This window comes from Halorussus ruber (assembly GCF_004765785.1).
Lineage (GTDB): Archaea > Halobacteriota > Halobacteria > Halobacteriales > Haladaptataceae > Halorussus > Halorussus ruber.
On record NZ_SBIT01000001.1, the window covers coordinates 183,902 to 208,809 of the forward strand.

General features: G+C 64.2%; 25 protein-coding genes and 1 pseudogene. 17 read left to right on the forward strand and 9 right to left on the reverse strand.

Translation table 11 applies throughout. From position 1 onward, the window contains the following. Positions 1 to 2 precede the first annotated feature (2 nt). From EPL01_RS05485 to EPL01_RS05520, 8 genes are read left to right on the forward strand one after another with little or no spacing between them, the layout of a single operon-like run. On the forward strand, positions 3 to 395 hold the full coding sequence (locus EPL01_RS05485; RefSeq protein ID WP_135824252.1) for a 30S ribosomal protein S8: 393 nt from the start codon (positions 3 to 5) through the stop codon (positions 393 to 395). A gap of 4 nt (positions 396 to 399) precedes the next feature. After that, the gene (locus EPL01_RS05490; RefSeq protein ID WP_135824253.1) at positions 400 to 936 is read left to right on the forward strand and encodes a 50S ribosomal protein L6; all 537 of its coding nucleotides are present in this window, start codon (positions 400 to 402) and stop codon (positions 934 to 936) included. Positions 937 to 939: 3 nt separating this feature from the next. Further along, a complete protein-coding gene (locus EPL01_RS05495) occupies positions 940 to 1,647 on the forward strand; it encodes a 50S ribosomal protein L32e (RefSeq protein WP_135824254.1) in 708 nt (235 codons plus the stop codon). Continuing rightward, complete coding sequence (locus EPL01_RS05500) at positions 1,644 to 2,084, forward strand: 50S ribosomal protein L19e (protein ID WP_135824255.1); 441 nt, start codon at positions 1,644 to 1,646, stop codon at positions 2,082 to 2,084. The genes EPL01_RS05495 and EPL01_RS05500 overlap by 4 nt, the downstream gene beginning before the upstream one ends. A 2-nt stretch (positions 2,085 to 2,086) precedes the next feature. Next, positions 2,087 to 2,638: a 50S ribosomal protein L18 gene (locus tag EPL01_RS05505; protein ID WP_135824256.1), complete on the forward strand. Its 552-nt coding sequence runs from the start codon at positions 2,087 to 2,089 to the stop codon at positions 2,636 to 2,638. A 3-nt stretch (positions 2,639 to 2,641) separates the two neighbouring features. Continuing rightward, positions 2,642 to 3,286, forward strand: coding sequence for a 30S ribosomal protein S5 (locus EPL01_RS05510; RefSeq protein ID WP_135824257.1), 645 nt, complete (start codon positions 2,642 to 2,644; stop codon positions 3,284 to 3,286). After that, on the forward strand, positions 3,286 to 3,750 hold the full coding sequence (rpmD, locus tag EPL01_RS05515; protein ID WP_135824258.1) for a 50S ribosomal protein L30: 465 nt from the start codon (positions 3,286 to 3,288) through the stop codon (positions 3,748 to 3,750). The genes EPL01_RS05510 and rpmD overlap by 1 nt, the downstream gene beginning before the upstream one ends. Positions 3,751 to 3,752: 2 nt before the next feature. Next, a complete protein-coding gene (locus tag EPL01_RS05520) occupies positions 3,753 to 4,232 on the forward strand; it encodes an uL15m family ribosomal protein (RefSeq protein ID WP_135824259.1) in 480 nt (159 codons plus the stop codon). A 510-nt stretch (positions 4,233 to 4,742) separates the two neighbouring features. Here EPL01_RS05520 and EPL01_RS05525 read toward each other — a convergent pair. Next, positions 4,743 to 5,093, reverse strand: a complete 351-nt coding sequence (locus tag EPL01_RS05525) for a VOC family protein (RefSeq protein ID WP_135824260.1) — start codon at positions 5,091 to 5,093, stop codon at positions 4,743 to 4,745. 440 nt (positions 5,094 to 5,533) lie between these two features. On the opposite strand from EPL01_RS05525, the gene EPL01_RS05530 reads away from it, so the two are divergent. After that, positions 5,534 to 6,706 carry a hypothetical protein gene (locus tag EPL01_RS05530; protein ID WP_135824261.1) on the forward strand — a complete coding sequence of 391 codons (1,173 nt, stop codon included), beginning with the start codon at positions 5,534 to 5,536 and terminating at the stop codon, positions 6,704 to 6,706. 332 nt (positions 6,707 to 7,038) lie between these two features. Here the strand turns inward: EPL01_RS05530 and EPL01_RS05535 are convergent, their stop codons facing one another. Continuing rightward, a complete protein-coding gene (locus EPL01_RS05535) occupies positions 7,039 to 9,759 on the reverse strand; it encodes a DUF4350 domain-containing protein (protein ID WP_135824262.1) in 2,721 nt (906 codons plus the stop codon). Between the two features lie 185 nt (positions 9,760 to 9,944). Here EPL01_RS05535 and EPL01_RS05540 point away from each other — a divergent pair, with 185 nt between their 5' ends. Continuing rightward, positions 9,945 to 10,145, forward strand: coding sequence for a DUF7996 family protein (locus tag EPL01_RS05540; RefSeq protein ID WP_135824263.1), 201 nt, complete (start codon positions 9,945 to 9,947; stop codon positions 10,143 to 10,145). 92 nt (positions 10,146 to 10,237) lie between these two features. Further along, entirely contained in the window at positions 10,238 to 10,498 is a 261-nt protein-coding gene (locus EPL01_RS05545; RefSeq protein WP_135824264.1) for a DUF8006 family protein, read from the forward strand. A 612-nt stretch (positions 10,499 to 11,110) separates the two neighbouring features. Here the strand turns inward: EPL01_RS05545 and EPL01_RS05550 are convergent. From EPL01_RS05550 to EPL01_RS05575, 6 genes and pseudogenes are all read right to left on the reverse strand, one after another. After that, entirely contained in the window at positions 11,111 to 12,082 is a 972-nt protein-coding gene (locus EPL01_RS05550; RefSeq protein ID WP_135824265.1) for a succinylglutamate desuccinylase/aspartoacylase family protein, read from the reverse strand. 48 nt (positions 12,083 to 12,130) lie between these two features. Then, positions 12,131 to 12,700, reverse strand: a complete 570-nt coding sequence (locus EPL01_RS05555) for a DUF2238 domain-containing protein (RefSeq protein ID WP_135824266.1) — start codon at positions 12,698 to 12,700, stop codon at positions 12,131 to 12,133. Positions 12,701 to 12,793: 93 nt separating this feature from the next. Further along, positions 12,794 to 15,052, reverse strand: coding sequence for an NADP-dependent malic enzyme (locus EPL01_RS05560; protein ID WP_135824267.1), 2,259 nt, complete (start codon positions 15,050 to 15,052; stop codon positions 12,794 to 12,796). Between the two features lie 80 nt (positions 15,053 to 15,132). Further along, positions 15,133 to 15,537: an HVO_A0114 family putative DNA-binding protein gene (locus EPL01_RS05565; RefSeq protein ID WP_135824268.1), complete on the reverse strand. Its 405-nt coding sequence runs from the start codon at positions 15,535 to 15,537 to the stop codon at positions 15,133 to 15,135. Between the two features lie 25 nt (positions 15,538 to 15,562). Next, positions 15,563 to 15,873: pseudogene (locus EPL01_RS05570) on the reverse strand (toxin-antitoxin system TumE family protein). Positions 15,874 to 15,916: 43 nt separating this feature from the next. Continuing rightward, on the reverse strand, positions 15,917 to 17,044 hold the full coding sequence (locus tag EPL01_RS05575; protein ID WP_135824269.1) for a M24 family metallopeptidase: 1,128 nt from the start codon (positions 17,042 to 17,044) through the stop codon (positions 15,917 to 15,919). Between the two features lie 448 nt (positions 17,045 to 17,492). On the opposite strand from EPL01_RS05575, the gene EPL01_RS05580 reads away from it, so the two are divergent. The 6 genes from EPL01_RS05580 to EPL01_RS05605 all read left to right on the forward strand — a co-directional run bounded on the left by EPL01_RS05580 (position 17,493) and on the right by EPL01_RS05605 (position 23,458). Further along, complete coding sequence (locus tag EPL01_RS05580) at positions 17,493 to 17,969, forward strand: COX15/CtaA family protein (protein WP_135824270.1); 477 nt, start codon at positions 17,493 to 17,495, stop codon at positions 17,967 to 17,969. A gap of 94 nt (positions 17,970 to 18,063) precedes the next feature. Then, a complete protein-coding gene (locus tag EPL01_RS05585) occupies positions 18,064 to 18,975 on the forward strand; it encodes a transporter substrate-binding domain-containing protein (RefSeq protein WP_368279172.1) in 912 nt (303 codons plus the stop codon). A 176-nt stretch (positions 18,976 to 19,151) separates the two neighbouring features. Further along, complete coding sequence (locus EPL01_RS05590; RefSeq protein ID WP_135824272.1) at positions 19,152 to 20,057, forward strand: basic amino acid ABC transporter substrate-binding protein; 906 nt, start codon at positions 19,152 to 19,154, stop codon at positions 20,055 to 20,057. A gap of 51 nt (positions 20,058 to 20,108) precedes the next feature. Beyond that, entirely contained in the window at positions 20,109 to 20,948 is an 840-nt protein-coding gene (locus EPL01_RS05595; protein ID WP_135824273.1) for an amino acid ABC transporter permease, read from the forward strand. After that, positions 20,941 to 21,678, forward strand: coding sequence for an amino acid ABC transporter ATP-binding protein (locus tag EPL01_RS05600; RefSeq protein ID WP_135824274.1), 738 nt, complete (start codon positions 20,941 to 20,943; stop codon positions 21,676 to 21,678). The genes EPL01_RS05595 and EPL01_RS05600 overlap by 8 nt, the downstream gene beginning before the upstream one ends. Positions 21,679 to 21,772: 94 nt before the next feature. Continuing rightward, positions 21,773 to 23,458 (forward strand): Na+/H+ antiporter NhaC family protein, encoded by a 1,686-nt coding sequence (locus tag EPL01_RS05605; protein WP_135824275.1) that lies wholly within the window; start codon positions 21,773 to 21,775, stop codon positions 23,456 to 23,458. Positions 23,459 to 23,820: 362 nt separating this feature from the next. Here EPL01_RS05605 and EPL01_RS05610 read toward each other — a convergent pair whose 3' ends face one another. Beyond that, positions 23,821 to 24,834 (reverse strand): putative sodium/potassium/calcium exchanger, encoded by a 1,014-nt coding sequence (locus tag EPL01_RS05610; protein ID WP_135824276.1) that lies wholly within the window; start codon positions 24,832 to 24,834, stop codon positions 23,821 to 23,823. Between the last annotated feature and the right edge of the window lie 74 nt (positions 24,835 to 24,908).

A 24,908-nucleotide genomic window follows, 5' to 3' on the forward strand; every position in this document is an offset into this window, starting at 1 on the left:
ACATGGCAGGAAACGATCCGCTGGCCAACGCGCTCTCGGGCGTCGACAACGCAGAGAGCGTCGGCCATCTGGACCACACGGTACAGCCCGCCTCGAACGAAATCGGCAGCGTACTCGAGGTCTTCTACGACCGCGGGTACATCGACGGCTTCGAGTTCGTCGACGACGGCAAGGCCGGTAAGTTCGAGGTCGAACTGAAAGGCGCTATCAACGAGTGTGGCGCGGTCAAGCCCCGGTATTCGGCCGGAGCAGACGAGTTCGAGAAGTGGGAGAAGCGGTTCCTCCCCGCCCGCGACTACGGGGCGCTCGTCGTCACGACCAGCCACGGCGTCATGAGCCACTACGAGGCCCGCGAACGGGGCGTCGGTGGGCAGGTCATCGCCTACGTCTACTAGAACAATGGCACGAACAGAACTAGAAATTCCGGACGACGTAACCGCGACCAAAGACCACCTCGACCTCAGCGTCGAGGGGCCCGAGGGTAGCGTCACGCGACGCCTCTGGTACCCCGACGTGTCGGTCGAAGTGGACGACGGTACCGTGGTTATCGAGAGCGAGGAGGAAGACGCCAAGACCAACGCGACCGTGGGCACGTTCGAGAGCCACGTTCGCAACATGTTCCACGGCGTGACCGAGGGCTGGGAGTACACGATGGAAGTCTTCTACTCCCACTTCCCGATGCAGGTCCGCGCCGAGAACGACGAGGTCGTCATCGAGAACTTCCTCGGTGAGAAGGCCCCGCGACGCACCGATATTCACGGCGACACGAGCGTCGAAGTGGACGACGAGGTTCTGCACCTGCGCGGACCCAGCATCGAGGACGTCGGCCAGACGGCCGCGGACATCGAGCAGCTGACCCGCGTTCAGGACAAGGACACCCGCGTCTTCCAGGACGGCGTCTACATCACCGAGAAGCCACAGACCGGAGGTGTCTAACGAATGGCAGACGACGAATCCCAGGAACTCGAAGACGTGAGCGGTGTCGGCCCGAGCAAGGCCGACGCGCTCCGCGACGCAGGCTTCGAATCCGTAGAGGACGTCAAGGCGGCGAGCCAGGACGAACTCGCGGAGGTCGAAGGCATCGGGAACGCCCTCGCGGCCCGCATCAAGGCCGACGTCGGCGGTCTCGAAGTCGAAGAGGAGACCGAAGCCGAAATCGAAGAGGAAGAGCCAGAAGAGCCGGAAGCCGAGGCCGAGGAGGTCGAGACCGAACTCCAGCCCCGCGGGCTGGTCGACAAGACCCCCGACCTCAGCGACCGAGAGGAAGAACTGCTGACCCAGCGCAAGCGCGTCGGCAAGCCGCAGTTCAACCGGCAGGACTACCACAAGAAGAAGCGGACCCCGACCTCGTGGCGACGCCCGCGCGGCCAGCTGTCGAAGCAGCGCCGCGGCGTCAAGGGCAAAGGCCCGACGGTCGAGGCAGGCTTCCGGACGCCCAAGGAAGTGCGCGGCAAGCACCCCAGCGGCTTCGAGGAAGTCCGCGTCCACAACACCGACGACCTCGAAGGCGTCGACGGCGACACGGAAGCGGTCCGCATCGCCTCGAAAGTCGGCGCTCGCAAGCGCGAGCGCATCGAGGAACAGGCCGAAGAACAGGGCATTCGCGTCCTGAACCCGACCTACGTCGAAGTGGAGGTTGAAGAATGAGCGACCTGAGCGCACAGAAGCGACTCGCCGCCGACGTGCTCGACGTGGGCCAGAACCGAGTCTGGTTCGACCCCGACGCGCAGGGTGCCATCGCGGAAGCGATTACCCGCGAGGACATCCGCGAGCTCGTCGAGGACGGCTCGATTCAGTCGAAGGAGAAGAAAGGCAACTCCCGCGGCCGCGCTCGCAAGCGGAAGGAAAAGCGCGACTACGGTCACCAGACCGGGGCCGGTACCCGGAAAGGGAAGTCGGGCGGCCGACAGCAGCGCAAAGAGGAGTGGCAGCAGACGATTCGCGCGCAGCGAACGAAGCTCCGCGAACTCCGCGCCGAAGGCGAAATCACGCAGTCTCAGTACCGAGACCTGTATGACAAGGCAAAAGGCGGGGAGTTCCGTAGCGTCCAGTACCTGCTGAACTACATCGAGAGTAACTACTAACCATGGCAACAGGACCACGATACACGGTGCCGATGCGCCGTCGCCGCGAGGTCCGGACTGACTACCATCAGAGGTTGCGCCTGCTGAAATCGGGCAAGCCCCGGCTGGTCGCTCGCAAGAGCAACAAGCACGTCAGGGCGCAGCTGGTCACGATGGGTCCCAACGGCGACGAAACGGTAACGAGTGCGTTCTCCGGCGACCTCGAAGACTACGGCTGGGAGGCCCCCACGGGCAATCTCCCCAGCGCGTATCTGACGGGGCTGCTGGCAGGAAAGCGCGCGCTCGAAGCCGGACTCGAGGAGGCTGTCCTCGACATCGGTCTCAACACCGCGACACCCGGAGGCAAAGTATTCGCAGTACAGGAAGGCGCAATCGACGCCGGGCTCGAAATCCCCCACAACGACAGCGTGCTGGCCGACTGGTCGCGCAACCGCGGCGAACACATCGCCGAGTACGCCGAGCAGTTGGACGAACCGCTCTACAGCGGGGACTTCGACGCCACAGAGCTACCCGAGCACTTCGACGAAGTGCGAGAAACCATCATGGAGGACTAACGTATGTGTGCAAACCACGACGGCTGGGAACCCCAGACCCGTCTCGGCCGTAAAGTCGCCGAGGGCGACATCGACACGATGGAGGACGCCCTCAACTCCGGCCTTCCGCTGAAGGAGCCGGAGCTTGTCGACCAGCTGCTGCCGGGGCTGGAGGACGAAGTGCTGGACATCAACATGGTCCAGCGCATGACCGACTCCGGCCGCCGCGTGAAGTTCCGCTGCGTCGTCGCCATCGGCAACCGCGACGGCTACGTCGGCTACGCCGAAGGTCGAGACGACCAGGTCGGCGGAGCCATCCAGAAGGCGATCGACATCGCCAAGCTGAACCTCATCGAGGTCAACCGCGGTGCAGGTTCGTGGGAGGACCGCTCCGAGCGACCGCACTCGCTGGCCCGTCGGACGAAGGGCAAGGCCGGAAGCGTCGAGGTCGAACTCATCCCGGCCCCGACCGGACTCGGCCTCGCCGCGACCGACACCGTCCGCAAGATTCTCGAACTCGGCGGCGTCGAGAACGCCTGGACCAAGAGCCACGGCAACACCCGAACCACGCTCAACCTCGCAAAGGCGACCTACAACGCCTTGGAGAACGCCGCGGAGTCCCGCGGCCCGCGAGGCCGGACCGACTACGGCGAGGAGGTGGCTGACTGATGAAAGCAGTCGTCCAGATTCGCGGTGAGGTAGACATGACCGGCTCGACGCAGGACACGCTGGAGATGCTGAACCTCCACCGCGTCAACCACTGCACGCTCGTGCCGGACACCGACGCCTACCGCGGCATGATCACGAAGGTCAACGACTACACCGCCTACGGCGAGCCGAGCGCGGACGTGCTGGAGACGCTCCTGCGCAAGCGCGCCGAACCCGAGGAGGGTGACGCCGACGTCGACGACGAGTGGGTCGCCGAGAACACCGACTACGACGACGTGAGCGCCCTCGCCGAGGCGCTGGTCGACGAGGAGACGACCCTGCGCGAGCAGGGCCTCTCGCCCGTCCTCCGTCTCCACCCGCCGCGCGGCGGTCACGACGGTATCAAGCACCCCACCAAGGAAGGTGGCCAGCTCGGCAAGCACACCACCGAGCAAATCGATTCGCTCCTGAAGGCGATGCGATAACCATGACGGACAAGAAACGACGACAGCGCGGCTCCCGCACGCACGGCGGCGGTAGTCACAAGAACCGGCGCGGTGCCGGTCACCGTGGCGGCCGCGGTCGCGCGGGTCGCGCCAAACACGAGTTCCACAACTACGAACCGCTCGGCAAGCACGGCTTCAAGCGACCGGAGAAGGTCAAAGACGACGTTCGCACCATCACGGTCCAGAAGCTCGACGAGGACGCGGCCCTGCTGGCCGCCGACGGTGACGCCGAAGCAACCGACGACGGTTACCGCCTCGACGCCCGCGACATCGTCGAGGACGGCTGGGAAGCAGACGCCGTGAAGGTGCTGGGAGACGGTCAGGTCCGTAACCAGCTCGAAGTCACGGCCGACGCCTTCTCCGCCAGCGCGGTCGAACTCATCGAAGAGGAGGGCGGCGAGGCCGTCCTCAGCGAGCGCGCCGAGGAAGCCGAGGACGAAGACGCCGACGACGAAGAGTAATCGCGGGGTTGCGGTCCCGTCTTTTTCGCGTTCTTTTTATCTGGGAGTCGAGGCTTTCTATCGGCCGAGATTGTGACGGTTCTGGCGATGGTCGAGTGAACGAGATTACTTTTCGGTCTGAGAATTACCGTCGGTCGTTCTATCGATTCGAATACTCCGCGAAGCGGCGTGCGGCCTCCTTGAATAGCACGATGATGGTAATCAGAACACCGACGAAAAAGAGCGGTACTAACGAATCGTCAGCCGGTGCCGTTCCGATGATGGTCAACTGAATAGCGAACGCCATCGACAGCGTATCTTTGCGTCGGGCATTTTGGGTAGACATAGCTACGGATCTGTATCCGAAACGAAAGTAATGTATCGAATACGTTCCGCTGTCGAAGACGAAACTCGGTCGTGCTTCGGTCATTTTTCGCGTTCTTTCTATCGGTGAGCCGGGCCTCCGTCGGCAGGAGGAGATAGAATTACATTACTTTAGGAACGGATTTCAATTCCTTCCAGATTGCAGAGTTATATCTCGTCGATCTCGTGCAGGAAGGTTTGGAACTCGACGGTGCGGCCGTCGGGGTCGTCGGCGAAGAACTGGTAGATTTCGTAGCGCTCGTTCTCGTGTGGCTCCTCGCGGACGCGCTCGCCGAGTCGCTCGTGCATCTCCTCGACGCCCGCCCGGTCGGGGGAGACGAACGTGACGATGCCCTCGGTGTCGGCCTCCTCGCGCTCGCAGAATCCCAGCAGTTGGTTGTCGTACTGCAGAATCGTGCAGTCGGGCTGTTCGAGCCACACGTCCGCGCCGACGGTCTCGGTGTAGAACCCGACGATGCGCTCCAAGTCGGTCGTGGCGAAGAAGGTAATCGCGCTCACGGGCGTTCGGTCGTCGGCAGGTGAGAAAAAACCGATGCTCGGAGACTAGTGACTATGGCCTCGAAAGCCCTCGCGCAGTTCACTTCATCTCGGAACTGTGAGAAAGAGATAGAGGACCGGAGGAACTGTGGTTTCGAAAGCCCTCGCGCGGTTCGCGGTCGCTCAGCAGGATATTTCGCGGGCGCAGTTCTGCGCCCGCGAAATAGTGGCCATGCTGAGACGACCACGTCCTTCGGACGCGAACCGCGCTCGCCCTTTCAGTCCGCCAAGGACGAGGGCTGTTCCACCGACCGAACCCAGTCGGTGGTTCCGCTACTCTCGACACCGATTGGCCAATCGCCGGTTTTCCTCCCGGTAATCGACGTGACCGCCGAGAAACGACCCCTTCCGGCGGTGAACGGTCGGCGCGTGTTAACCTGCGGGTCTACATCCCTTGATTTATGAACCCAGACGACCAGCAGGCGGACGGAACATCGCTCTCGGAGTCGGTATCTCGCCGCGCGTTTCTCGCCAGCGCGGGGGCGGTCGGCGCGATCGGACTCGCGGGAGCGCGGACCGCGACCGACACCGAGCGCCGCCAGCAGGACGAGGCCGCGATTCCCCCGCGACTCCCGAGCGCGCTCGACATCGACCCGGTCGAGGAGACGATTACGCTCCCGCTCTACCGAGGACAGGCACCCACGGGAGAGGTCTACTACGTCGTCTTCGAGACCAGCGACTTCCGGCAGGCCGGACAGCGCGGCCTCAACTGGTCGCCCAAACTCACCAACGCCCTCGGGACGAACGCGGTGCAGGACGGGGCCGGGCGACAGCCTCGCGCTCGCAACCGGGCCGACACGGCGGCGGGCGTGGCGTTCACCGCGACGCCGAACTTCGCGCTCGAACGGCAGGTCGTGCCCGGTCCCGATGGGTTCCCGCTCGGGGGCGGCACCAACCCCGGCGCGAGGAGCGACCGCTACACGCCGCTGTTCGTCACCCGCCGAGGAGTCGTCTACAACGCCCCGCACGTCGCCAACGACTCGGGCGAACACGACGCCGTGGTCGCTATCGACCGCGACGAACTGGAGGTCACCATGCGACTGACCGACGGCTTCTACGAGGGCGAGCACGTCCGCTACGTCAGCACCGAGGCCTCAGCGCCGGACATCGCCGCGCTCGAAGCCGCGACTTACGCGCCGGTGCTGAACGCGGCCCCGTCGGCGGGCGACCGGACCGCGGCGACCTCCGCCCGCGAACCGATTATCCCGGTCGTGAACGGCCCGATGGGGAGCGACAATCCGGACCGGCAGGGCCTGCGCTCGGCGGTTGCTGGCGAGGGGAGTCCGCTCAACGTGGTCGCCGAGGAGCAGACCTGCGGCGACCCGAGTTCCCGGGCCGACTGCGGCGCGCTGTTCTACAGTCCTCTCTGGGACGTGCATCCCGTCGAGTGGACCCGAGAGGCCATCGACGCCGACCAGCGCCGACGACTTACTAGCCATCAGGAAGCCGTCTCCGCCTTCCGGCAGGGGCAACTGGCCTCGGCCGCGCCGGACGGCGCGATGAACGAGCAACTCGGGGGCATCCGGGCGGCGGGCGCGCTGGTCAACTGCCCGCTGGTGCTGACCGGCGCGTGAGCCGACTCACCCCGCGCCGCGGGATTCGTAGGGATATTGAGAGCTATATGGGACAATTAGCGAGGCTTTTCCCACCGCGGTGAATCGCTCGAAACGTGGCGTGCGCGTCCCGTCGCGCCTCGAAATCCCCCACGTGGCACCTGTCATCTGCGCCCGACGCACGCCACAACCAGCCAGCCGATGCTCGTCGCTCGTTCGCTTTCCCGTCTCCCCTTTCCCGCAATTCCCTTTCGGCAGTTCCCCCTTTTCCGCATTCCTTTCGGCAGTTTCCTCTTTCCCGCGCTTCTGTCACCTCGACAATCCGACTACAAAATAAGGGTTGAACCGAGGTCTCAGTAGCTGTACTTCGTGTGCAGGCTCCCCGAGTCGTCGTAGAGGTAGCAGGTGTCGCCGCTGTTGTTCCAGATGTACGACCCGCCCCAGTAGAGGTCACTCGAGGAGTCGGTGCCGTCGCCCGAGTGGAGTCGGACTGTCTCGCCCGCGCCGAGCGAGAAGCCGTCGGGGAACTGGTAGCTGTTGCCCGCTTCGTCCTCGACGACCCAGCCGGTCATGTCCTGCCCGCTCGACCCCGTGTTCTCGAAGTCCACGTACTCGTCGTTGAGCGTCTCGCCGTCCTCGCTCAGGCTCTCGACGCAGATTTTCGAGTCGCAGGTGTTCGAGGGGTAGGTCTTCTCGGCGGCGAGGTTGTTCCCGTCGTCGTAGAGGTACGCAGTGTCGCTGTCGTTGTTCCAGACCGGCGACCCGCTGCCCCAGTAGAGGTCCGTCGAGGAGTCGGTGCCGCTTCCGGTGTGGACCCGAACCGTCTCGCCCGCGCCGAGCGAGAAGCCGTCGGGGAACTGGTAGGTGTAGCCCGCCTCGTCTTCGAGGGTCCAGCCGGTCATGTCCTGCCCGCTCGACCCGTCGTTTTTCACGTCCACGTACTCGTCGTTGAGCGTCTCGCCGTCCTCGCTGATGGTCGGAATCGAGAACGAGTAGTCCGAGGACGTGCCGGGCGTGTAGGCGTCGAACAGCGGGAAGGAGGTGTCGAAGACGGTCGTCTCGGGGACCTCCTGACTCGTGGCGACGCTGTTGGTGTCGTCCACGACTTGGTCGGCGTTGACCCGGAGGTCGGTTCCCAGACCGTTTGCGAGGTCGTTGATGTTGGCCCGCGCGTCGGCGGTGGTCTTGCCGCTGCCCATCAGGACGACCGCGCCGCCGTTCGAGACGAACGCGTTCAGGGTGTCGATTTCGGCGCTGGTGAACGACTCGGGCGGGGTCGTGACCACGACGGCCCGCGCGCCGTCGAGGTTCGCGCTGGAGAACTCGTTGATGCCCTCGAACGCGATATCCTGCCCTTCGAGGTAGCGCATGTAGTAGGCGGCGTCCTCGGCCGACAGCCCGTAGCTCGCGCCGAACTGGCCGTGGCCGCCGTCGATGAGCACGTCGCCGGAGGCGTCCGCGAGGTAGTCGATGAGGTTCGTCAGGAAGGGGTAGTTGCCGTAGCTCGACGTGTCGGTGCTGTAGCCCTCGTTCTTCTCGTAACCTTCGTCGATGAAGGGGCCGCCGACGACGCCGACGTTGGCGTCCTCGTCCACGGCCACGAGCGGGATGTCGCCGCTGTAGCTGTAGCCGCCGTCGAGGTACTGGGTCGCGGTGGTCTCGGCGTAGACCGGAACCCGCGAGTCGGCCACGCCGCCCGAGGAGGTCCGGACGCTGGCGGTATCGGGGAAGAACAGGTCGTCCACCGGGTTGTCGCGGATTTCGCTGGACTTGCTCGGGTCGCTCTCGGCCCAGACCTGCGTCCCGTCGGCTTTGGCGGCCTCCTCGGAGTCGATGAACTCCGAGTGGCGCGAGAACGACGAGTCGTAGACGCGAGCGTGACCGTTCTTCACGAGTTGGTGGTTGTAGGTGGCGTCTCGGGACCCGTCGCCGTTCTTGTCGTAGTCGATGTAACCCAGGATGCGGTCGAACACGTCCCGGACCGGTTCGTTGTCGTCGAAGTAGAGGTCCACCGTCTTGCCGAGCAGTTCGTCCTTCCCGAAGTTGGTGGCGTCGTCCGCCCTGGCTTCGAGATAGGTGTTGGACTCGATGCCCTCCCACTCTTGAATCCGCTCGTACTGGTCGTACTGCTCTTTCTCTGGCGTGTCGGTTCCGAGGATGCGAATGTTCTCGGTCGTGCCGTCGCTGAACTCGACCGTCACGGTGTCGCCGTCGGTGACGTCCTTGACCGGAACCGTGTAGGTCTTGTTCGGGTCGAGGCCGAGACCCTCGCGGTCGCCGAAGTAGGAGAACGCGGTGTTGAACTGGGTCGTGACGGGCTGGTAGTTCTCGCCCGCGTTCTGAATCTCGTCGGTGACTTGGTCGTCGTTGAACCGGAAGGCGAGTTCGAGGTAGCTGGCGAGGTCGTTGAGGTTCTGGGTCTCGTCGTAGTTGCCGTGGTCGGACTGGTCGTGGAGGAACAGCCAGCCGCCGTTAGCCACGAAGTCGCCGAGCGCGCTGAGTTCGCTCGACGTGAACGAGTCGCTGGGCGAGGTGATGACCGCGGCGTCCGCGCCCGAGAGGTCCGAGGCCAGCGACGTGGTCGCCTCGACCGTGTAGCCGTTGTTCTCGGCGTAGGACTCGAACTCCGAGAACTTCGAGAGGGTGTAGTACTGGCTGTGGCCCTCGTCGAAGAGGACGGTGCCCGACCCGCCGAGGGCGTCGTCCCAGACGTTGAGGAGGAACTCCTCGTTGCCCGTCTGCCAGTTAGTGTCGGAGTCGGTGACCAACATCGAGCCGAATCCGACGACGTTCCAGTCGCTCGCCACGACCGGAATCGGCGTGTCGTCGGGGTACGAGACGGCGTCGCCGTTCCCGTCGTCGTCTACGTTGTAGGCCGTGTCCTCGGCCCATACCGCGACGTACGAGTCGTTCGTCAGCGGACTGTTGTTCGCGTTCACGAGACTCGAACTGGAGTAGACTTCGAGTTCCGGAATCCGACCGGACGCCGCGCGGGTTCGTCCGGCGAGTTCGATACCTGCGGCCGAACTGCCAGTCGCGGCCGCGAGTGCTGACAGGAAAGTGCGTCTCCGCATGGATAAAAACCAATTAGCATTACACATAAATCATACCATACGTGAATATTGTTTCTATATATTTAGGTATTTTAACTTGAACGGGCATTCGACCCGAAGACGATGAATAACGACCGAACCGAGGAGTTGACTTGCTTCGAGTCCGTAGCGTCGAGCATGACCGAACCGAACGGCGGTGGTCGCTGATGGGCCGTAGCGAGAAGTTCCGATTCGGGGCCGCGCTCGCGCTCGGCGTGATGTTGCCGGGGTTACTCAAGTACTTCCTGACGACCGCGGGTTACGAGCAACTCGGGACCGCGGTCTGGGTCAGCGGCTACGCGACCGCGATACTCGTCATCTGGTACGTCTGGATTCGCCCGCTCGATTTGCAGGGTGCGACCACGTGACACGGGACTCGGGACGTTCGACGCGGACTGACACGGTTGACTGCCGTATAGCGGAACTTTAAAGGGTATTTCGGGGCGACTTTCGAACAAGGATGACACAGTTCGTACCACTGCCCCTCATCGACGACTTCCTCATCAACTACAACGTCGGGCAGGCGTTGCTGTTGTTGTTCGTCCTGTCGGTGCTGGCGGCAATCCCGCTCGGCTCCCGAAAGGTGCTGTCGTTGAACGCCATCACGTTCGGGCTGCTGTTCGTCGTCACCCCGGCGAGCCTCGCGCCCCTGCACTACAAGTTCCTCGGCATCGCGCTGCTGGTCGCCGCGCCCCTGCTGTACAGCACGGCCCGCCGGTAAACGACTCGACGTCACTTCGTTTCCGTTCGGACGTACTCGAATGCGACTCTGCCGTGTATCCTCAGCGATTCTCGAACACGTAGCCCGCTCCGGAGCGCCAGCCGTGAATTCACCGAGGCCGCGACCGAGCCTCCGGCGTCGAGGAGGCTCCTCCATCGGCGTCTGTGTGGAGACGATTCTGAGCCGCTGAGACGGCGGGGGAGAAAAGAGTCGAATCCCGCGAGGGCAATCAGTCGAGCAGTTCGCTGTTGAGGCCGTCGGTCTTCCCGTGCCAGTACGCCCGGAAGGCGAGGTAGCCGAAGAAGCCGAGCAGGCCGACCGTCGCGGCCGTCGCTACCAGTTCCATACCTCGACTTCGCAGAACGAACAGATAACGTTACTGTTCGGATTCCGGAGGTGTGTGGCGGGACAGATGATTGTATTCCGTTCTTTAGAACAACTGTACAAGTCTTAAAGACGTATTTTATTATGTTTGCGGGCAACCGAAGCGGGCGCTCGGTGCGACATTCCACCGGGGATGGAATAAAGGGGCCGGTCGCTTCAGGAAACGCTCACTACTACGGCCGTCGTAGCACTACGAGAAGCGGTCTCGTTGCCCCGACGAACTCCTAGTCACTCCTCTCGAAGCAGCGCAACGCTCAGCAACGTCTCCCCGCCCGTCACGGTCGCCTCTTGGGTCAGCGAGTACAGAATCCCGCCCCGGTCGGTCTCGGCGACTTGCAACTGTTCGTACGTCGTCGGGTCGTAGAGGACGCCGATGCGCTCGCCCGGTTCGACGCGCTCGCCGATTTCGCGGTCGGGGTCCGCCCGGAAGAGGCCCGAGTCGTCGGCGACGACCCGGCCGAGGTGGTTGCGCGCCAGCACCCGGTCGCCGTCGGCGTCGGGGTCGCCCGGCAGGACGCCGAGGTGCCGGAAGGCGCTGAGGGTGCCCTCGACGCCCGCCTCGACGGCGTCCTCCACGAGGTGCTTGTTGTGGGCCAGCTCGGGCGTGATGGTCGGGATGCCCTCGCGCGTGGCGGCGACTCGCAACTTCCCGCCGAAGTCGCGGGCGGCCCACTCGGGGTCGGCGTCCTCGCCCGCCTCCTCGCCCAGCAGGAGGTCGGTGCCGAACGCCTCCGCGAGGGCGCGACACTCCTCGTCGCCCTCCATGAACACCACGTGGGTCAGCATGTCGGCGCTCCCGGTGTGGAGGTCGATGACGGCGTCGGCGTCGGCGACGTACTCCCAGAGGTTCGCCGCCATGCGCTCGTGGAGCGTCCCCTCCGAATCGCCGGGCCAGACCCGGTTCATGTTCGGGTTGATACTGTCCAACTTCTCGGGCGTGGTGTAGGAGACGTGGTCGAACGTCAGCGGGTCGGCGACTGGGACGGCGACGACTCGCCCCGCGAGGTCTCCCTCGCCCGCGGTCAGTCGCTCGTGAACCCGCCGGAGGGTCTCGGTCCCGTTGATTTCCCGACCGTGCTGGGCGGCCTGCACGTAGACCGTCGGTCCCTCCTCGTCGCCGTCGTAGATATGAACTGTCGTCTGGATTTCGACGCCGGAGGGGAGCCGAGCGAGCGTGACGCGCTCTCTGGTGTGGTCCATGTGGGGTTCGTCTCGGGCGGGGGAGTTGAAGTTACCGTCCGATACGAGCTATTCGTCGTGCGTGAAGTTCCGCAGGAGGCGGTCGCCGAACGCGAGGACGAGCGCCGCCCCGACGAGGTTGAACACCAAGTCCAGCAAGGTGTCGCGCCTGCTGTAGGAGACCAGCAGGGGGTCGATGCCGATGCGCTCGCTGACCGCGTGGATGACGTACTCCAGCAGTTCCCAGACGACGCCAGCGACCGTGATGACGGCGAGGACTCGGGGTCGGGGATTCTTGCCACGGCGGTCGGCCGCGGCGTGGACGACCCCCGCCAGAAGCGACGAGGAGAGCGTGTGGGTGACGTGGTCCCACCACCACGTGTCGTCGTAGGGGCCGAGCATGCCGACGGCGTGGGCCAGCATGGCGACCGCGGCGTAGAGGCGTTGCCACGGCCGGAACTCCACGTCGCAGTGCCGTTCGAGGACGTCGGGGACGTAGGTCGCGGCGAACGCGAACACGGCGTTCACGATTGCGCCGGGATTTCGCTTGCGGAACCCCTCGCCGAACACGGCGACGATTCCGTACCTGACGACTCGCTCTACCGCCCGCAGAACCGCGGCCCGCGTGGTCTCCGTCATGCGTGTTGGCGGAAAGGTACGAACCGAGTAGGGAAATACTGTTCGTCGGGCGAACCCGAGAGCGGACGAGAAAGCGTCTGGAAGGAGAGCTTCTTACTCGTTCTGCTGGGCGTCAACCACAGCCACGCCAGCCAGATTCACGATGTCTTTCACCTCGTCGCCGCGCTGGATGACGTGGACCGGCTTGTCCATGCCGACCAGCATCGGGCCGATGGCGTCAGCGCCGCCCAGACGCTGGAGGAGCTTGTAGCCGATGTTGCCCGCTTCGAGGTTCGGGAAGACCAGCAGGTTCGCGGGGTCGTCGAGTTCCGAGAACTCGTAGGTGCCTTCGAGGATGTCCTCCACGACCGCGGTGTCGGCCTGCATCTCGCCGTCCACCGGGAAGTCCACGTCGGGGTCGGCCCGGAGCTTCTCGGCGGCCCGGCGGGGCTTGCGGGTGCCCTCGTTGTCCACGCTGCCGAAGTTCGAGTACGAGAGCATCGCCGCGCGGGGTTCGACGTTGAACCGGCGGGCGAGGTCGGCGGTGTGGCGGGTGATTTCCGCCAGCACCTCCTCGTCGGGGTCCTGATTCACCGTGGCGTCGGCGCAGAAGATGACCCGGTTCTTGAACGTCAGCATGTAGACCCCGGCGGCGTAGTCGGCGTCATCGGCCGTGCCGATGACTTGCAGGGGCGGCCGGAGCGCCGAGGGGTAGTGGTGTGTGAGGCCAGTCACCATCGCGTCGGCGTCGCCCTGCTCGACCATGACGCTCCCGAAGTAGTTGCTGTCCTTGCGCACGAGGTCCTCGGCCTCGCTCTCGGTGACGCCCTTGCGCCGCCGGAGCTGGTAGAGGCGCTTTCCGTACTCGTCGTAGTCGCCGGTCGCGGGGTCGGCGATTTCGGGAGTGAAGTCGAGTCCGAGGTCGGCCGCGGTGGCCTCGATTTCGTCGCGGTCGCCGATGAGAATCGGGTTGGCGATGCCCTCCTCCTGCATCTGGTAGGCGGCCCGAATCATCTTCTCGTCGTCGCCCTCGGCGAGCGCGACGCGCTTGGGGTCGGACTTGGCCTTGTTGAGGACCACGCGCATCATCTCGCGGGACTTGCCGAGGCGGGCCTCCAGCGTCTCGACGTACTCGTCGGTGTCCAACTCGCCCCGAGCGACGCCCGACTCCATCGCGGCCTCGGCGACGGCGGGCGCGACTTGGAACAGCACGCGAGGGTCCAGCGGCTTGGGGATGATGTACTCCGGGCCGAACTGAAGCGGTTGGTCGCCGTAGGCTTTGACCACAGCGTCGGGCACGTCCTGCTTGGCGAGGTCCGCGAGCGCCTCTGCGGCGGCAATCTTCATGTCCTCGTTGATTTCGGTGGCGCGAACGTCCAGCGCCCCGCGGAAGATGAACGGGAACCCGAGGACGTTGTTCACCATGTTGGGGTAATCGGAGCGCCCGGTCGCCATGATGACGGTGTCGTCGCGGGCCTCCTTGGCCTCCTCGTAGCCGATTTCGGGGTCGGGGTTCGCCATGGCGAAGATGATGGGGTCGTCGGCCATCGACCGGACCATCTCGGGGCTGACGATGCCAGCGACCGAGAGACCGACGAACACGTCCGCGGCCTCCATCGCGTCTTCGAGGTCGCCCTCCGGCACGTCGCGGGCGAACTGGGCCTTGTACTCGTTGACGTCGCCGTGTTCGGCCCGGTCCTCGGTGATGATGCCCGAGGAGTCGCACATGATGATGTTCTCCTTGCGCGCGCCGAGGCTGACGTAGAACCGGGCGGTGGCGATGGCCGAGGCCCCCGCGCCCGAGAAGACGATTTTGAGGTCTTCGAGGTTCTTGCCGTTGAGTTCCGTCGCGTTGAGCAGGGCCGCCCCGGAGATGATGGCGGTCCCGTGCTGGTCGTCGTGGAAGACGGGGATGTCCATCTCCTCGCGCAGGGTCTCCTCGATTTCGAAGCACTCGGGGGCCTTGATGTCCTCCAAGTTGATGCCCCCGAAGGTGGGTTCCATCGCCTTGGTCGTCCGGATGATGTCCTCGGCGCTCTCCTGGTCGAGTTCGATGTCGAAGACGTCGATGTCGGCGAATCGCTTGAACAGGACGCCCTTGCCCTCCATTACGGGCTTGGAGGCCTGCGCGCCGATGTCGCCCAGCCCGAGGACCGCGCTCCCGTTCGAGACGACGCCCACGAGGTTGCCCTTCGCGGTGTACTGGTAGGCGTCGTCGGGGTTCTCGTCGATGGCGCGGCAGGGCGCGGCGACGCCCGGCGAGTACGCGAGACTGAGGTCACGCTGCGTGTTCGTCGGTTTCGTCGTGGAAATCTCGATTTTTCCCGGCGGCTCCTCGCGGTGATAGTCGAGTGAGTCCTCGTCTAGTCCCATGGTCGGGGCAACCGTCCCCGAGCCTAAAAAGCTACCCGAAGGCGTCGAAATCTGTTTCGACAGACGACGAAAACACGGTGCTACGAGAGGGCAACGTCGGTGTCGCTAGCCGAATTTGCGAATGGAAGATCGATTTCCAGTCCATCGTAGACCAAAATCGGTTTCTTCGGACGTCCAGACCCACCTCCCTCGAACTCGATGACTCCGATGTCTTCGAGTTCGGCGAGATTCCTATGCACCTGCTTGTAGTCTCGTTCGACTATCTTCGCGGCTTGCCGGATGCTATCCGGTTCGTGTTCGGCGATTGCTTCGAGCAATTCCAAGTTCTTCTGGCTGAGAAGTCTACTCAAGTCGGCGTACGACTCGAAGTTCAGCACCGGCTGAGCGTCGTCGAGAGAAACGTCTTCTTCGGCCGCCTCGATGCGTCGGCGCGTTCGGTCGCGCAATTTGTCGCGTTCGCCGACGGTCACTTTGAGTTTGGGCATGATGGCTGTCACCTCTTTTGGCGTTCTACACCGATTTCGGCCAGTTCCATTCCTCGGGAGTCATCTCTCGGGCCTCGGCCTCGAACCTATCGTAGAGGTCTAACATTCCGGGAAAGTCGATGTATTCTACCTCGCCGCGAGTATGTCGTTCGTGGCCTTTCGTCCGTTCGTGGGCGTTATCGTATCGAAGGACAGTATCACCACGACCTTCCCGAGATGGAGACTGTAGTCCCACCCACTAGGATACTTGTCGTCCTCCGTTTTCCGAATGGTTACGTCCAGCACGTATCCACTCTCGACAGACTGCCAGTCTTCGATTACGGTGTAGCCCGCCATCCAGCATCCTATGTTGTTCGCTCCATAGGTATAAAGATAGGGTTCAATTCGACTCGTCTTCCTGCACCAACACGTCGGGCCGCTCCAGAATCGCGTCGTAGTCCCACGCGTCCACCGTCGTCGTGGGCCACTGCCCGGTGTCGGTCAGCACCTCGAATCCGTCTTCTGTCACGAGGACCGTGTCCTCGCTCTTCGCGCCCTGCACGGTCGGGTTCCACGCGTAGGCCATCGGAGTCGTGACCCCGGCGGAGTCGTCCATCTCGGGGGCGGCTATCCACTCCCGGCCCGCGAACCCGGCCGCGCCGCCCTGATGGTGGCGCTCCCACTCGTCGGCGAACCCGACGTGTTCGTAGGCGGCCTGCATCGCCTGAAAGACGCTCGTCGGGTCGCCCGACAGGCCCGCGATGGCTCGGGTCGCGCCGAGGGCGGTCACCTCCACGATGCGGGCGGCCTGATGGAGTTCGCCCAAGTGGTTCAGGTCCTCCTCGCTCGTCTCGGACTCGAACGCGACGGTCCGGGTCATGCTGGCGTGGAGGCCGTCGCGCTCGGTCGTGACCGAGACCAGCGCGTACTCGCCGAGTTCCGACTCGGTCGGGGTGTAGTGGCGGTACTTCCGGGCGCGCTCGGCCCCGCCGACCAGCGCCACGGGGACCTCGATGTCCCTGGCCGAGAGCGCGACCCGGAGCGCGGAGGCGACCTCTGATTCGATGTCACCGGGGCGGAGTTCCCGACAGACCGACTCGACCGCTTGGGCAGTTTCCCGGCCCAGTTCGCGGTACTTCTCGATGTCCTCCTCGGTCAAGGGCTGGCGCAGAGGAGAGGCCTCGACCGACTCCGCGCCCGGCACGTCGAAGTCCGCCGCGGCGGGTTCGGCGGTGCGGTCGGCGACGGCCTCGGCCAGCGACTGGTCGTACCAGTCGAACTCGGTGACTGGGAGGTCGTCGTCTGTGTCGGCCAACTCCTCGTCGCGCAGGCGGTCGGCCTCGATGTTGTTGGTCACGACTTCGAGGCCGTCGCCGTCGTAACCCACCGCCGCGACTCCCACGTCGCCCTCGCGGTCCACGACGTTGTTCCCGCCAGTCAGCCACGCGAAGGAGTTGGGTCGCGCGAACCAGACGGCTTCGAGGTCGTTCTCGGCGAGGTAGGCGTCGAGGCGTTCCTGCTTGGTCATACGTGGTCGCTCGTGGCCGACGGCCTTCAAGGGGTCGGCTTCGGTGAATCTTGGGCGGTCGAGTGGCGTCGTTTCTCGATCGATGGCTCGATGGCACATCCCACCGAACCGTTTCGTGAGGCGTTCCAAACCACAGTTCCGCGAAGGGAGGAAATATTTAGTTATCTCTTAGAAATAGAAACAACATTTTAGACTTGCTATATGATTCTCTACCTTGTTTATCCGTGTCTTTCACGAGGAGGGCGACAAACGAGTCAGTTCCCGACGGAGGACGGAGTCGGAGCCCCCGAATCAGACGAAAACCGACCCCGACCTCGCTACCAATTTTCACGCTCGCTCAGAAGCAGTCGAACAGACCTAAGTACGACCGGCCAAAACGTCCGCTAAGGGGAGTTCAAACCGTGAAAGTCCACACAATCCGAATCCGTGCGCCGGGAGGTGCCCGCTGATGGTCCGGTTCCGCCACCTCGCGGCGGTCACGACCGGCCTGACGTTCACCCTCATCCTGCTGGGCGTCTACACCGCCGCGATGGGCGCGGGCCTGTCGTGTTCGGCCCAGTGGCCGTTCTGTGACGGCGGCCTCGTCCCGCAGTCGTGGCCGAGTTTCGTCGAGTGGTTCCACCGCCTGATTGCGATGATTACCGGGTTCTTCATCATCGGGACCACCGTCGGGGCGTGGAAGTACACCGCCCAGAAGCGCATCCGAGGAGCGGCGACCCTCGCGCTGGCGGTCACGCCGATTCAAATCGTCCTCGGCGGCGCGACGGTCTTCGTCTACACCCCCACCGTGCAGGTGGCCCACCACGCCGCCGCGCTCGTCATCTTCGGGGCGCTGCTGGCCACGACGCTGTGGTCCTACGAAGCGGCGAGCGCGCCCGACTCGCAAACCGCCGACGCGACGGCGGGCTATCCGAGCGACGATTAATCGATTTTAGCGGCTCTTTGTTCCGAACCTGGACGTTTCTCGCCACGGTTATGTAGTATCGCGTAGACGTGAGTTCGGGGGAAAAACCATGGACATCGACAGGCGGTCGTTTGTCAAGGGGAGCGCAGGAATCGTCGGGGGACTCGCGTTGGGCGGGGTCTCCGGAGCGCAGGACCAAGGCGCGATTCAAATCGGCTCGGACATCCCGTACAAACCGTTCGAGTACCGCGAACGAGACGGGACGCTGGTCGGGTTCGACGTGGACATCGCGGAGGCCATCTTCGCCGGGGAACTCGACCGGGAGTACGAGTTCGTCCAGACCGGGTTCGACACCATCATCCCGAGTCTGCGGAACGGGAACTTCCGCATCATCATGTCCGCGATGACTATCAACGACCAGCGCGCCCAGCAAGTGGACTTCTCGGACCCGTACTTCGTCGCCTTCCAGACGGTGGCGATTCTGGAGGGGAGCAACATCCAGAGCCTCGACGACTTGAAGGGCGAGACGGTCGCGGTCCAGAAGGGCACGACCGGCGAGGGCGCGGCCGAGGAACTCAAACAGGAGTTCGGCGGTGACCTCACCATCGACAGCTACGACCAGATTACCGGCGCGTTCAACGCCCTGCTGAACAATCAGGCCGTCGCGGTCATCAACGACAACGCGGTCAATCTCCAGTACACGGAGGACCGACAGAGCGTCACCCTGCTTCAGGGCGAGGGACAGGCCGCCGAGGAGTTCGAGAGCGCGCCGCCCTACCTCACGCTGACCGTCGAGCGGTACGGCATCGCCTTCCGGCAGGACGACGACGAGTTCCGACAGCAGGTCAACGAGGCGCTCAACGCCGTCATCGCAAGCGGGCGGTACGCCGAGATATACACGGAGTACTTCCCCGGTGAGCCGCCTCAGAGCATCCTGCAACGCGGTCAAGGGACCACGACGGCCACGGGGAACGCGACCACGACTGGGAACGCGACCACGACCGGAAGCGAAACGACCACCGAGTGACTGACTTGGACGACCGACTCGACCCGCAGTTAGGTCATTTCGCAATTTTTGCGATTTTCTCGAACGTGGATCGTTATTTCTGAGCGTTCCGGACAGAATCGTCAGCGAATTTGGCTTCGGACACCGGAATCAAAAGGGGTAAATGCGTATACGATAAACGACAGCCTATCACACGCATGAAACGACGTACGTTCGTGAAGGGAACCGCCGGTGTCACCGGCGGACTGACGGTTGCAGGCTGTCTCGGCGGCTCCGGCGGCGGTGACGGAACCACCGAGGAGACGACCAGCGAATCGAGCGGCGAGGGCACGACCGGCGAGGACACGACCACCGAGGGAAGTGCCAGCGTCGAAGGACCCATCGTCATCGGTTCGGACATCCCGTATCCGCCGTTCGAGTTCCGCAAAGAGAGCGGCGAACTGACCGGATTCGACGTGGACATAGCGAAGGCCCTCTTCGAAGAGGAGATGGGGCTGGGCTACGAGTTCCAGCAGACCGGGTTCGACACCATCATCGGGAGTCTGAAGAACGATAACTTCCGCATCATCATGTCGGCGATGACCATCAACGACGAGCGCGCCGAAGAAGTGGACTTCTCGGACCCGTACTTTACGGCCTATCAGACCGTCGCCATCCTGAAAAACGGGAACGTCAGCAAACTCGAAGACCTCAAGGGCGAGACGGTCGCGGTCCAGAAGGGCACGACCGGCGAGGGCGCGGCCGAGGAACTCAAGAAGGAGTTCGGCGGCGACCTCACCCTCGACAGCTACGACCAGATTACCGGCGCGTTCAACGCCCTGCTGAACAATCAGGCGTCGGCGGTCATCAACGACAACACGGTCAATGCCAAGTACGTCAACGAGCAGGACGGCGTCGTCTTCCTCGAAGGCGAGGGCGAAGCGGCCGAGAAGGGCAAGAACGCCCCGCCGTACCTCACGCTGACCGTCGAGGAGTACGGCATCGCCTTCCGGCAGGACGACGACGACTTCCGAAAGCAGGTCAACGAGGCGCTGGCCGCCATCAAGGACAGCGGCCGGTACGACGAAATCTACGCAGAGTACTTCGAATCGTCCGGTAACTGACGACCGAAGCAGGTTTTTTGGTCGTTGACGACTCCGTGATACACAGCAATAATGGCGGGAACCTACTCAGACGAAACGACCGTCGAAGAACCCCAGACCGATAACGGACTGCTGACCGACCGGCGGGTGAAGTGGTTCGGTATCGCAGTCGCCGGGCTGTTCACGTCGGCGGTCCTCTACCTGTTGTACCGAATACTGACCGACTTCGTGGACTACGAGCTGATGCAGGCGGTGTTCCCGCGGTTCGTGGACGCCTACGTGCTGGTCCTTCAAATCTTCATCATCTCCAGCGTCCTCTCGCTCATCGCCGGGACGTTGGTGGGTCTGGGCCGGGTCTCCCGTACCAGATTCACTCGCTCGATAGCGACGGGATACGTCGAGTTCTTCCGCGGGACGCCCCTGCTGTTCCAGCTTTTCATCATCTACCTCGGCATTCCGGCCTTCTGGCGGAGTTCGCCACAACCCTTCCCCATCGAGAACTGGAGCTTCGCGGCGGCCGTCATCGGCCTGACGCTCAACCACGCCGCCTACTCCGGCGAGGCCATCAAGGGCGGCATCACGGCGGTCCCGGACGGCCAGATGGAGGCCGCCCGGTCGCTCGGTATGTCCTACATCGACTCGATGCGCGAGGTCATCCTGCCACAGGCCGCCCGAAATGCGCTCGCGGCGCTGGGCAACGACCAGGTCATCCTCGTGAAGGACACCTCGCTGTTGACCGTCATCGCGGTGCGCGAAATCATGAGCGTCTTCCGGAACGTCAACAGCAACACGTTCGACGCCTGGACCCCCATCGTGCTGGTGGCGCTGGCGTATCTGGCCATCACGCTCCCGCTGGGCAAAATCGTGCGCTATCTCGAACGCCGGTCCGCGTGGGGTGAGGGCCATGAGTAACGTCCCGGCCGTGGAGTTCGACGGCGTGGACAAGTACTTCGGCGAGACCCACGTCCTGAAGGACATCGACCTCGAAATCGAGGAGCAGGAGGTCGTCGTCATCATCGGGCCGAGCGGGAGCGGGAAATCGACGCTCCTGCGCTGCGTGAATCGGCTCGAGGAGATTCAGGACGGCGAGATTCGGATTCAGGGGACGGCCATCACCGACCCCGACGTGGACGTGAATCGCCTGCGCCAGCGCATCGGGATGGTGTTCCAGAGCTTCAACCTCTTCCCGCACAAGACCGCGCTGGAGAACGTCACGCTCGCGCCGACCAAGGTTCGGGGAGTCCCCAAGTCCGAGGCCACCGAGCAAGGACGCGACCTGCTCGAAGAAGTCGGCCTCGGCGACCAGGCCGAATCCTATCCGAACCAGTTGTCCGGCGGCCAACAGCAGCGAGTCGCCATCGCTCGGGCACTGGCGATGGACCCGAGCGTGATGCTGTTCGACGAGGTCACGTCGGCGCTCGACCCCGAACTCGTCGGCGAGGTGCTGGGTGTCATGCGGACGCTCGCCGACGAGGGCATGACGATGCTGGTGGTCACTCACGAGATGGGCTTCGCCCGCGAGGTCGGCGACCGCATCGTCCTGATGGCCGACGGCAACGTCATCGAGACCGGGCCGCCCGAGGAGTTCTTCCAGAACCCGGAGACCGACCGGGCCAAGCAGTTCCTCTCGCGCGTGAACTAGCGTCTGCGGTTCGCGAGTATCGTCTCCTTTTTTCGCCGATGGGGCGGGAAATGCCGAAATCGGTTTCCGTCTGAATCCGCCTATCACGGACAAGATGGCTCTCGAAAGCATCGACGCGGGCGTCTGGTCGCTCGTCCCCGCCGTGCTGGCGATTTCGCTGGCGTGGACGACCCGCGACGCCCTCATCGGGTTGTTCGTCGGCGTGGCGAGCGCGGGACCGGTCTACGGCGCGCTGAGGCCGGGGGCGGACGCGGTCGGCGTGCCCCCGGACTTCGTCGGTACTACCGCGGGCAACGCGCTCGGATTCCTCTTCGGGTTCAAGTTGATTCCGACGCTGGTGGCGACCGCACCGCTGTTCAGCGACGCGTGGTACGTCGAGAACGTCCTGCTGGCGATTTTCGCCATCGGCGGGATGATTGGACTGATGATTCGGGCCGGAGCGATTCGAGGCGTGCTGGAGGCCCTCGCTGACTGGGCCGACTCCCCGGCGGACGCAGAGAAGGCGGCCTACATCGCCGGAATTACAGTCCACATCGACGACTACTTCAACTGTCTGGTGGTCGGGTCGATGATGCGCCCGCTGACGGACAAGTACAACGTCTCGCGGGCGAAGCTGGCCTACTACGTGGACTCTGCGGGGAGTCCGGCGGCCCGCCTCGCCTTCTACTCGACGTGGGGCGCGGCGCTCATCGGGTTCATCGGCGGCGGCCTCACCGAGGCCCAAAAACAGGGCGTCCTGCCCGAGAGCATGGGCGGGTTCGTCAACGGGACCGGCGAGAGCGCGAGCGCCGTCACCGCCGAAATCTGGCCGCTGTTCTTCAACAGCCTCTTTTTCGGCTTCTACTCGTGGGTCGCGCTCGTCATCGCGGGACTGGTCGCGTGGCAGGTCTTCCCCAACATCTTCGGCATGGACCGCGAGGAGACTCGCGCCCGGAACGGCGGCGGTGTGGTCGGCGACGACCACGACCCCATGATCTCCGAGGAGATGGACGAGTACGAGATGGCTCCGACCGCCACGCCCGACTGGCGGAACTTCGCCGTGCCGGTCGCCACGATGATTCTGGTCGGACTGGGCGCGATGTTCTGGCGCGGGAGTCCGGTGGTCCACGTCCCCGGCAAGCCCGAGAACCTGCTGTTTTCGGTCGGCGGTTATCAGTTGATGGTTCCGCCAGCAGGTGCGTGGGCGTTCAACATCGGCGGCGTGAAACTCGGCCTCGCGGCCACGACGGCGCTGGTCGTCGCGTTCGTCCTCTACCGCCTCCGGGGCGACATCCCGAGCAACGACGACGCCACCGACGCGCTGGTCCGCGGGTTCAAGGGCATCTTCCTCGCGGCGCTCATCCTGACGCTGGCCTCCTCGATTCAGAACAGCGTCACGGTGCTGGGCATCGCCAACTTCGTCACCGACTGGTTCCAGAACGTCCCGGCGTGGATAATCCCGCTCCTCGTCTTCTTCTCTACCGCGGGCATCAGTTTCGCCGACGGGAGTTCGTGGTCCACCTACGGCATCATGTTCCCCATCGCCATCCCGGTGGCGTTCACGACCGGCGCGAACCTCCCGCTGGTGCTTGGCGCGGTGTTCAGCGGGGGTATCTTCGGCGACCACTCCTCGCCGATTTCGGACACGACCGTGCTGGCCTCCTCGACCAGCGGGAGCGACCACCTCGTCCACGTCCGGACCCAGATTCCCTACGCCGTCATCACCGCGGCCATCGCGGGCCTGCTGTTCCTGATTCTCGGGGTCGTGCTTCCGCAGGGCTTCGAGGTTATCCCGTACTGAGGCCGGGAGTCGAGGAGTCGCTCTTTTTTTGCCCGGCGGCGGCCGACCGACGCCGGGCGCGCTCGGTGGAACTTTTCACGAGAAGGCTCTCGGCGAACCAACCGCCAGCGAACGCCCGGCGAATCAACCACCGTGGGCGGGATGAAGGGGCCGCCCGGTCGCGGTCACGCGAACGAAGTGAGTCACGGAGCGACCGCGACCGGGTGGGCTTCAAGAAACGTTCACCACGACAATCCTGCGGTCGCACTCGTACGCGTGTTGCGGTCACACTCGTACTCGTGTCGAGACGGAGCACTTCCGACAAAGACAACAAAACAATTACTAAAGCAAGAAATTTACACTTCTGAAATATATATAATTCTCTAACGCTCGTCAGAACGCTTCTCGTCTTCGTCCTTCTCCGAATCCTCGCTCTCGTCACCCATCGGCAGCTCCTCCGTACTCTGGTTCGCCAGCGTCTCGTTGGCGACCTCCCGACCGATTTCGTCCTCGAACTGGTAGAGGTCGTGGGCCTGCGCGCTGAGGTTCCGGATGTGAGTCACGTTGATGTCGTTGGCGATGCGGACGGCCGTCGGCAGTCGCTCGGCGGCCCGCGCGGTCTGGTTGGCCCGCAACTCGACGGTCCGCGCCCGGACGACGAACTCCGACAGCGAGGCCCGGTACTGGCCTTCGGAAATCTCGTCGTCCGCCCGTCGCTCGGTGATGTTTTCCCGGACCGAGGAGAGCGCGTCGAGGTACGACTCCAGCGACTCGACCTCGTCGGCGACGACCGCGGCGCGCTGGGCAGAGGTCGTGGCGTTGTTCAGTCGCTCAGAGAGGGTCCGGTTCCAGAGTTCGCCCTGCAAGGAGGCACCCTGCGCGCCGACCGCTCCGGCGAGTTGCTGGCCCGGCGAGACGCCGGTCGTGGTCGAGTTGTTCTCGGTCGCGGTGTCCTCGCCCGGCCGGTCCGGTCGCTCCCGAGTGGTTTCGGCCTGTATCCCCAACTCCTCGTTCGACCGGTTCCGTTCGCTCGACCGGTTCTGCTCCGCTGACCGATTCTGCGCTGCTGACTCGTTCCCTTCCGTCGATTCGCTCTGCGCTTCTGGCTGACTCTGCGCTTCCGATTGGTTCCGTTCTGTCGAGTTGCTCTCGTCGTTCGACCGATTCTGTTCGCTCGACCGGTCCTGCGCTGCTGACTCGTTCTCCCCGTTGGACTGATTCTGTTCGTGTGACTGTTCCTGTCCCCAGAACTGGTCCGCTCCGCTCGTTCGCTGGTCCGCTCCGTTCGGTGACTGTCCCTCTCCGCCCATCGGATGCTGTCCCCCGTCGGCCGCGGCCGCCCCGGTCGCTCCGACCAGCGCGACCGCGGCGAGGAGGAAGACGAACGTCGGCCTCATTCGTCTGTTCACAGGGTTCCCACGGCCAATAAGCCGCCGTTACTGAACTCGGATTTAGCCGAATTAAGCTCGTT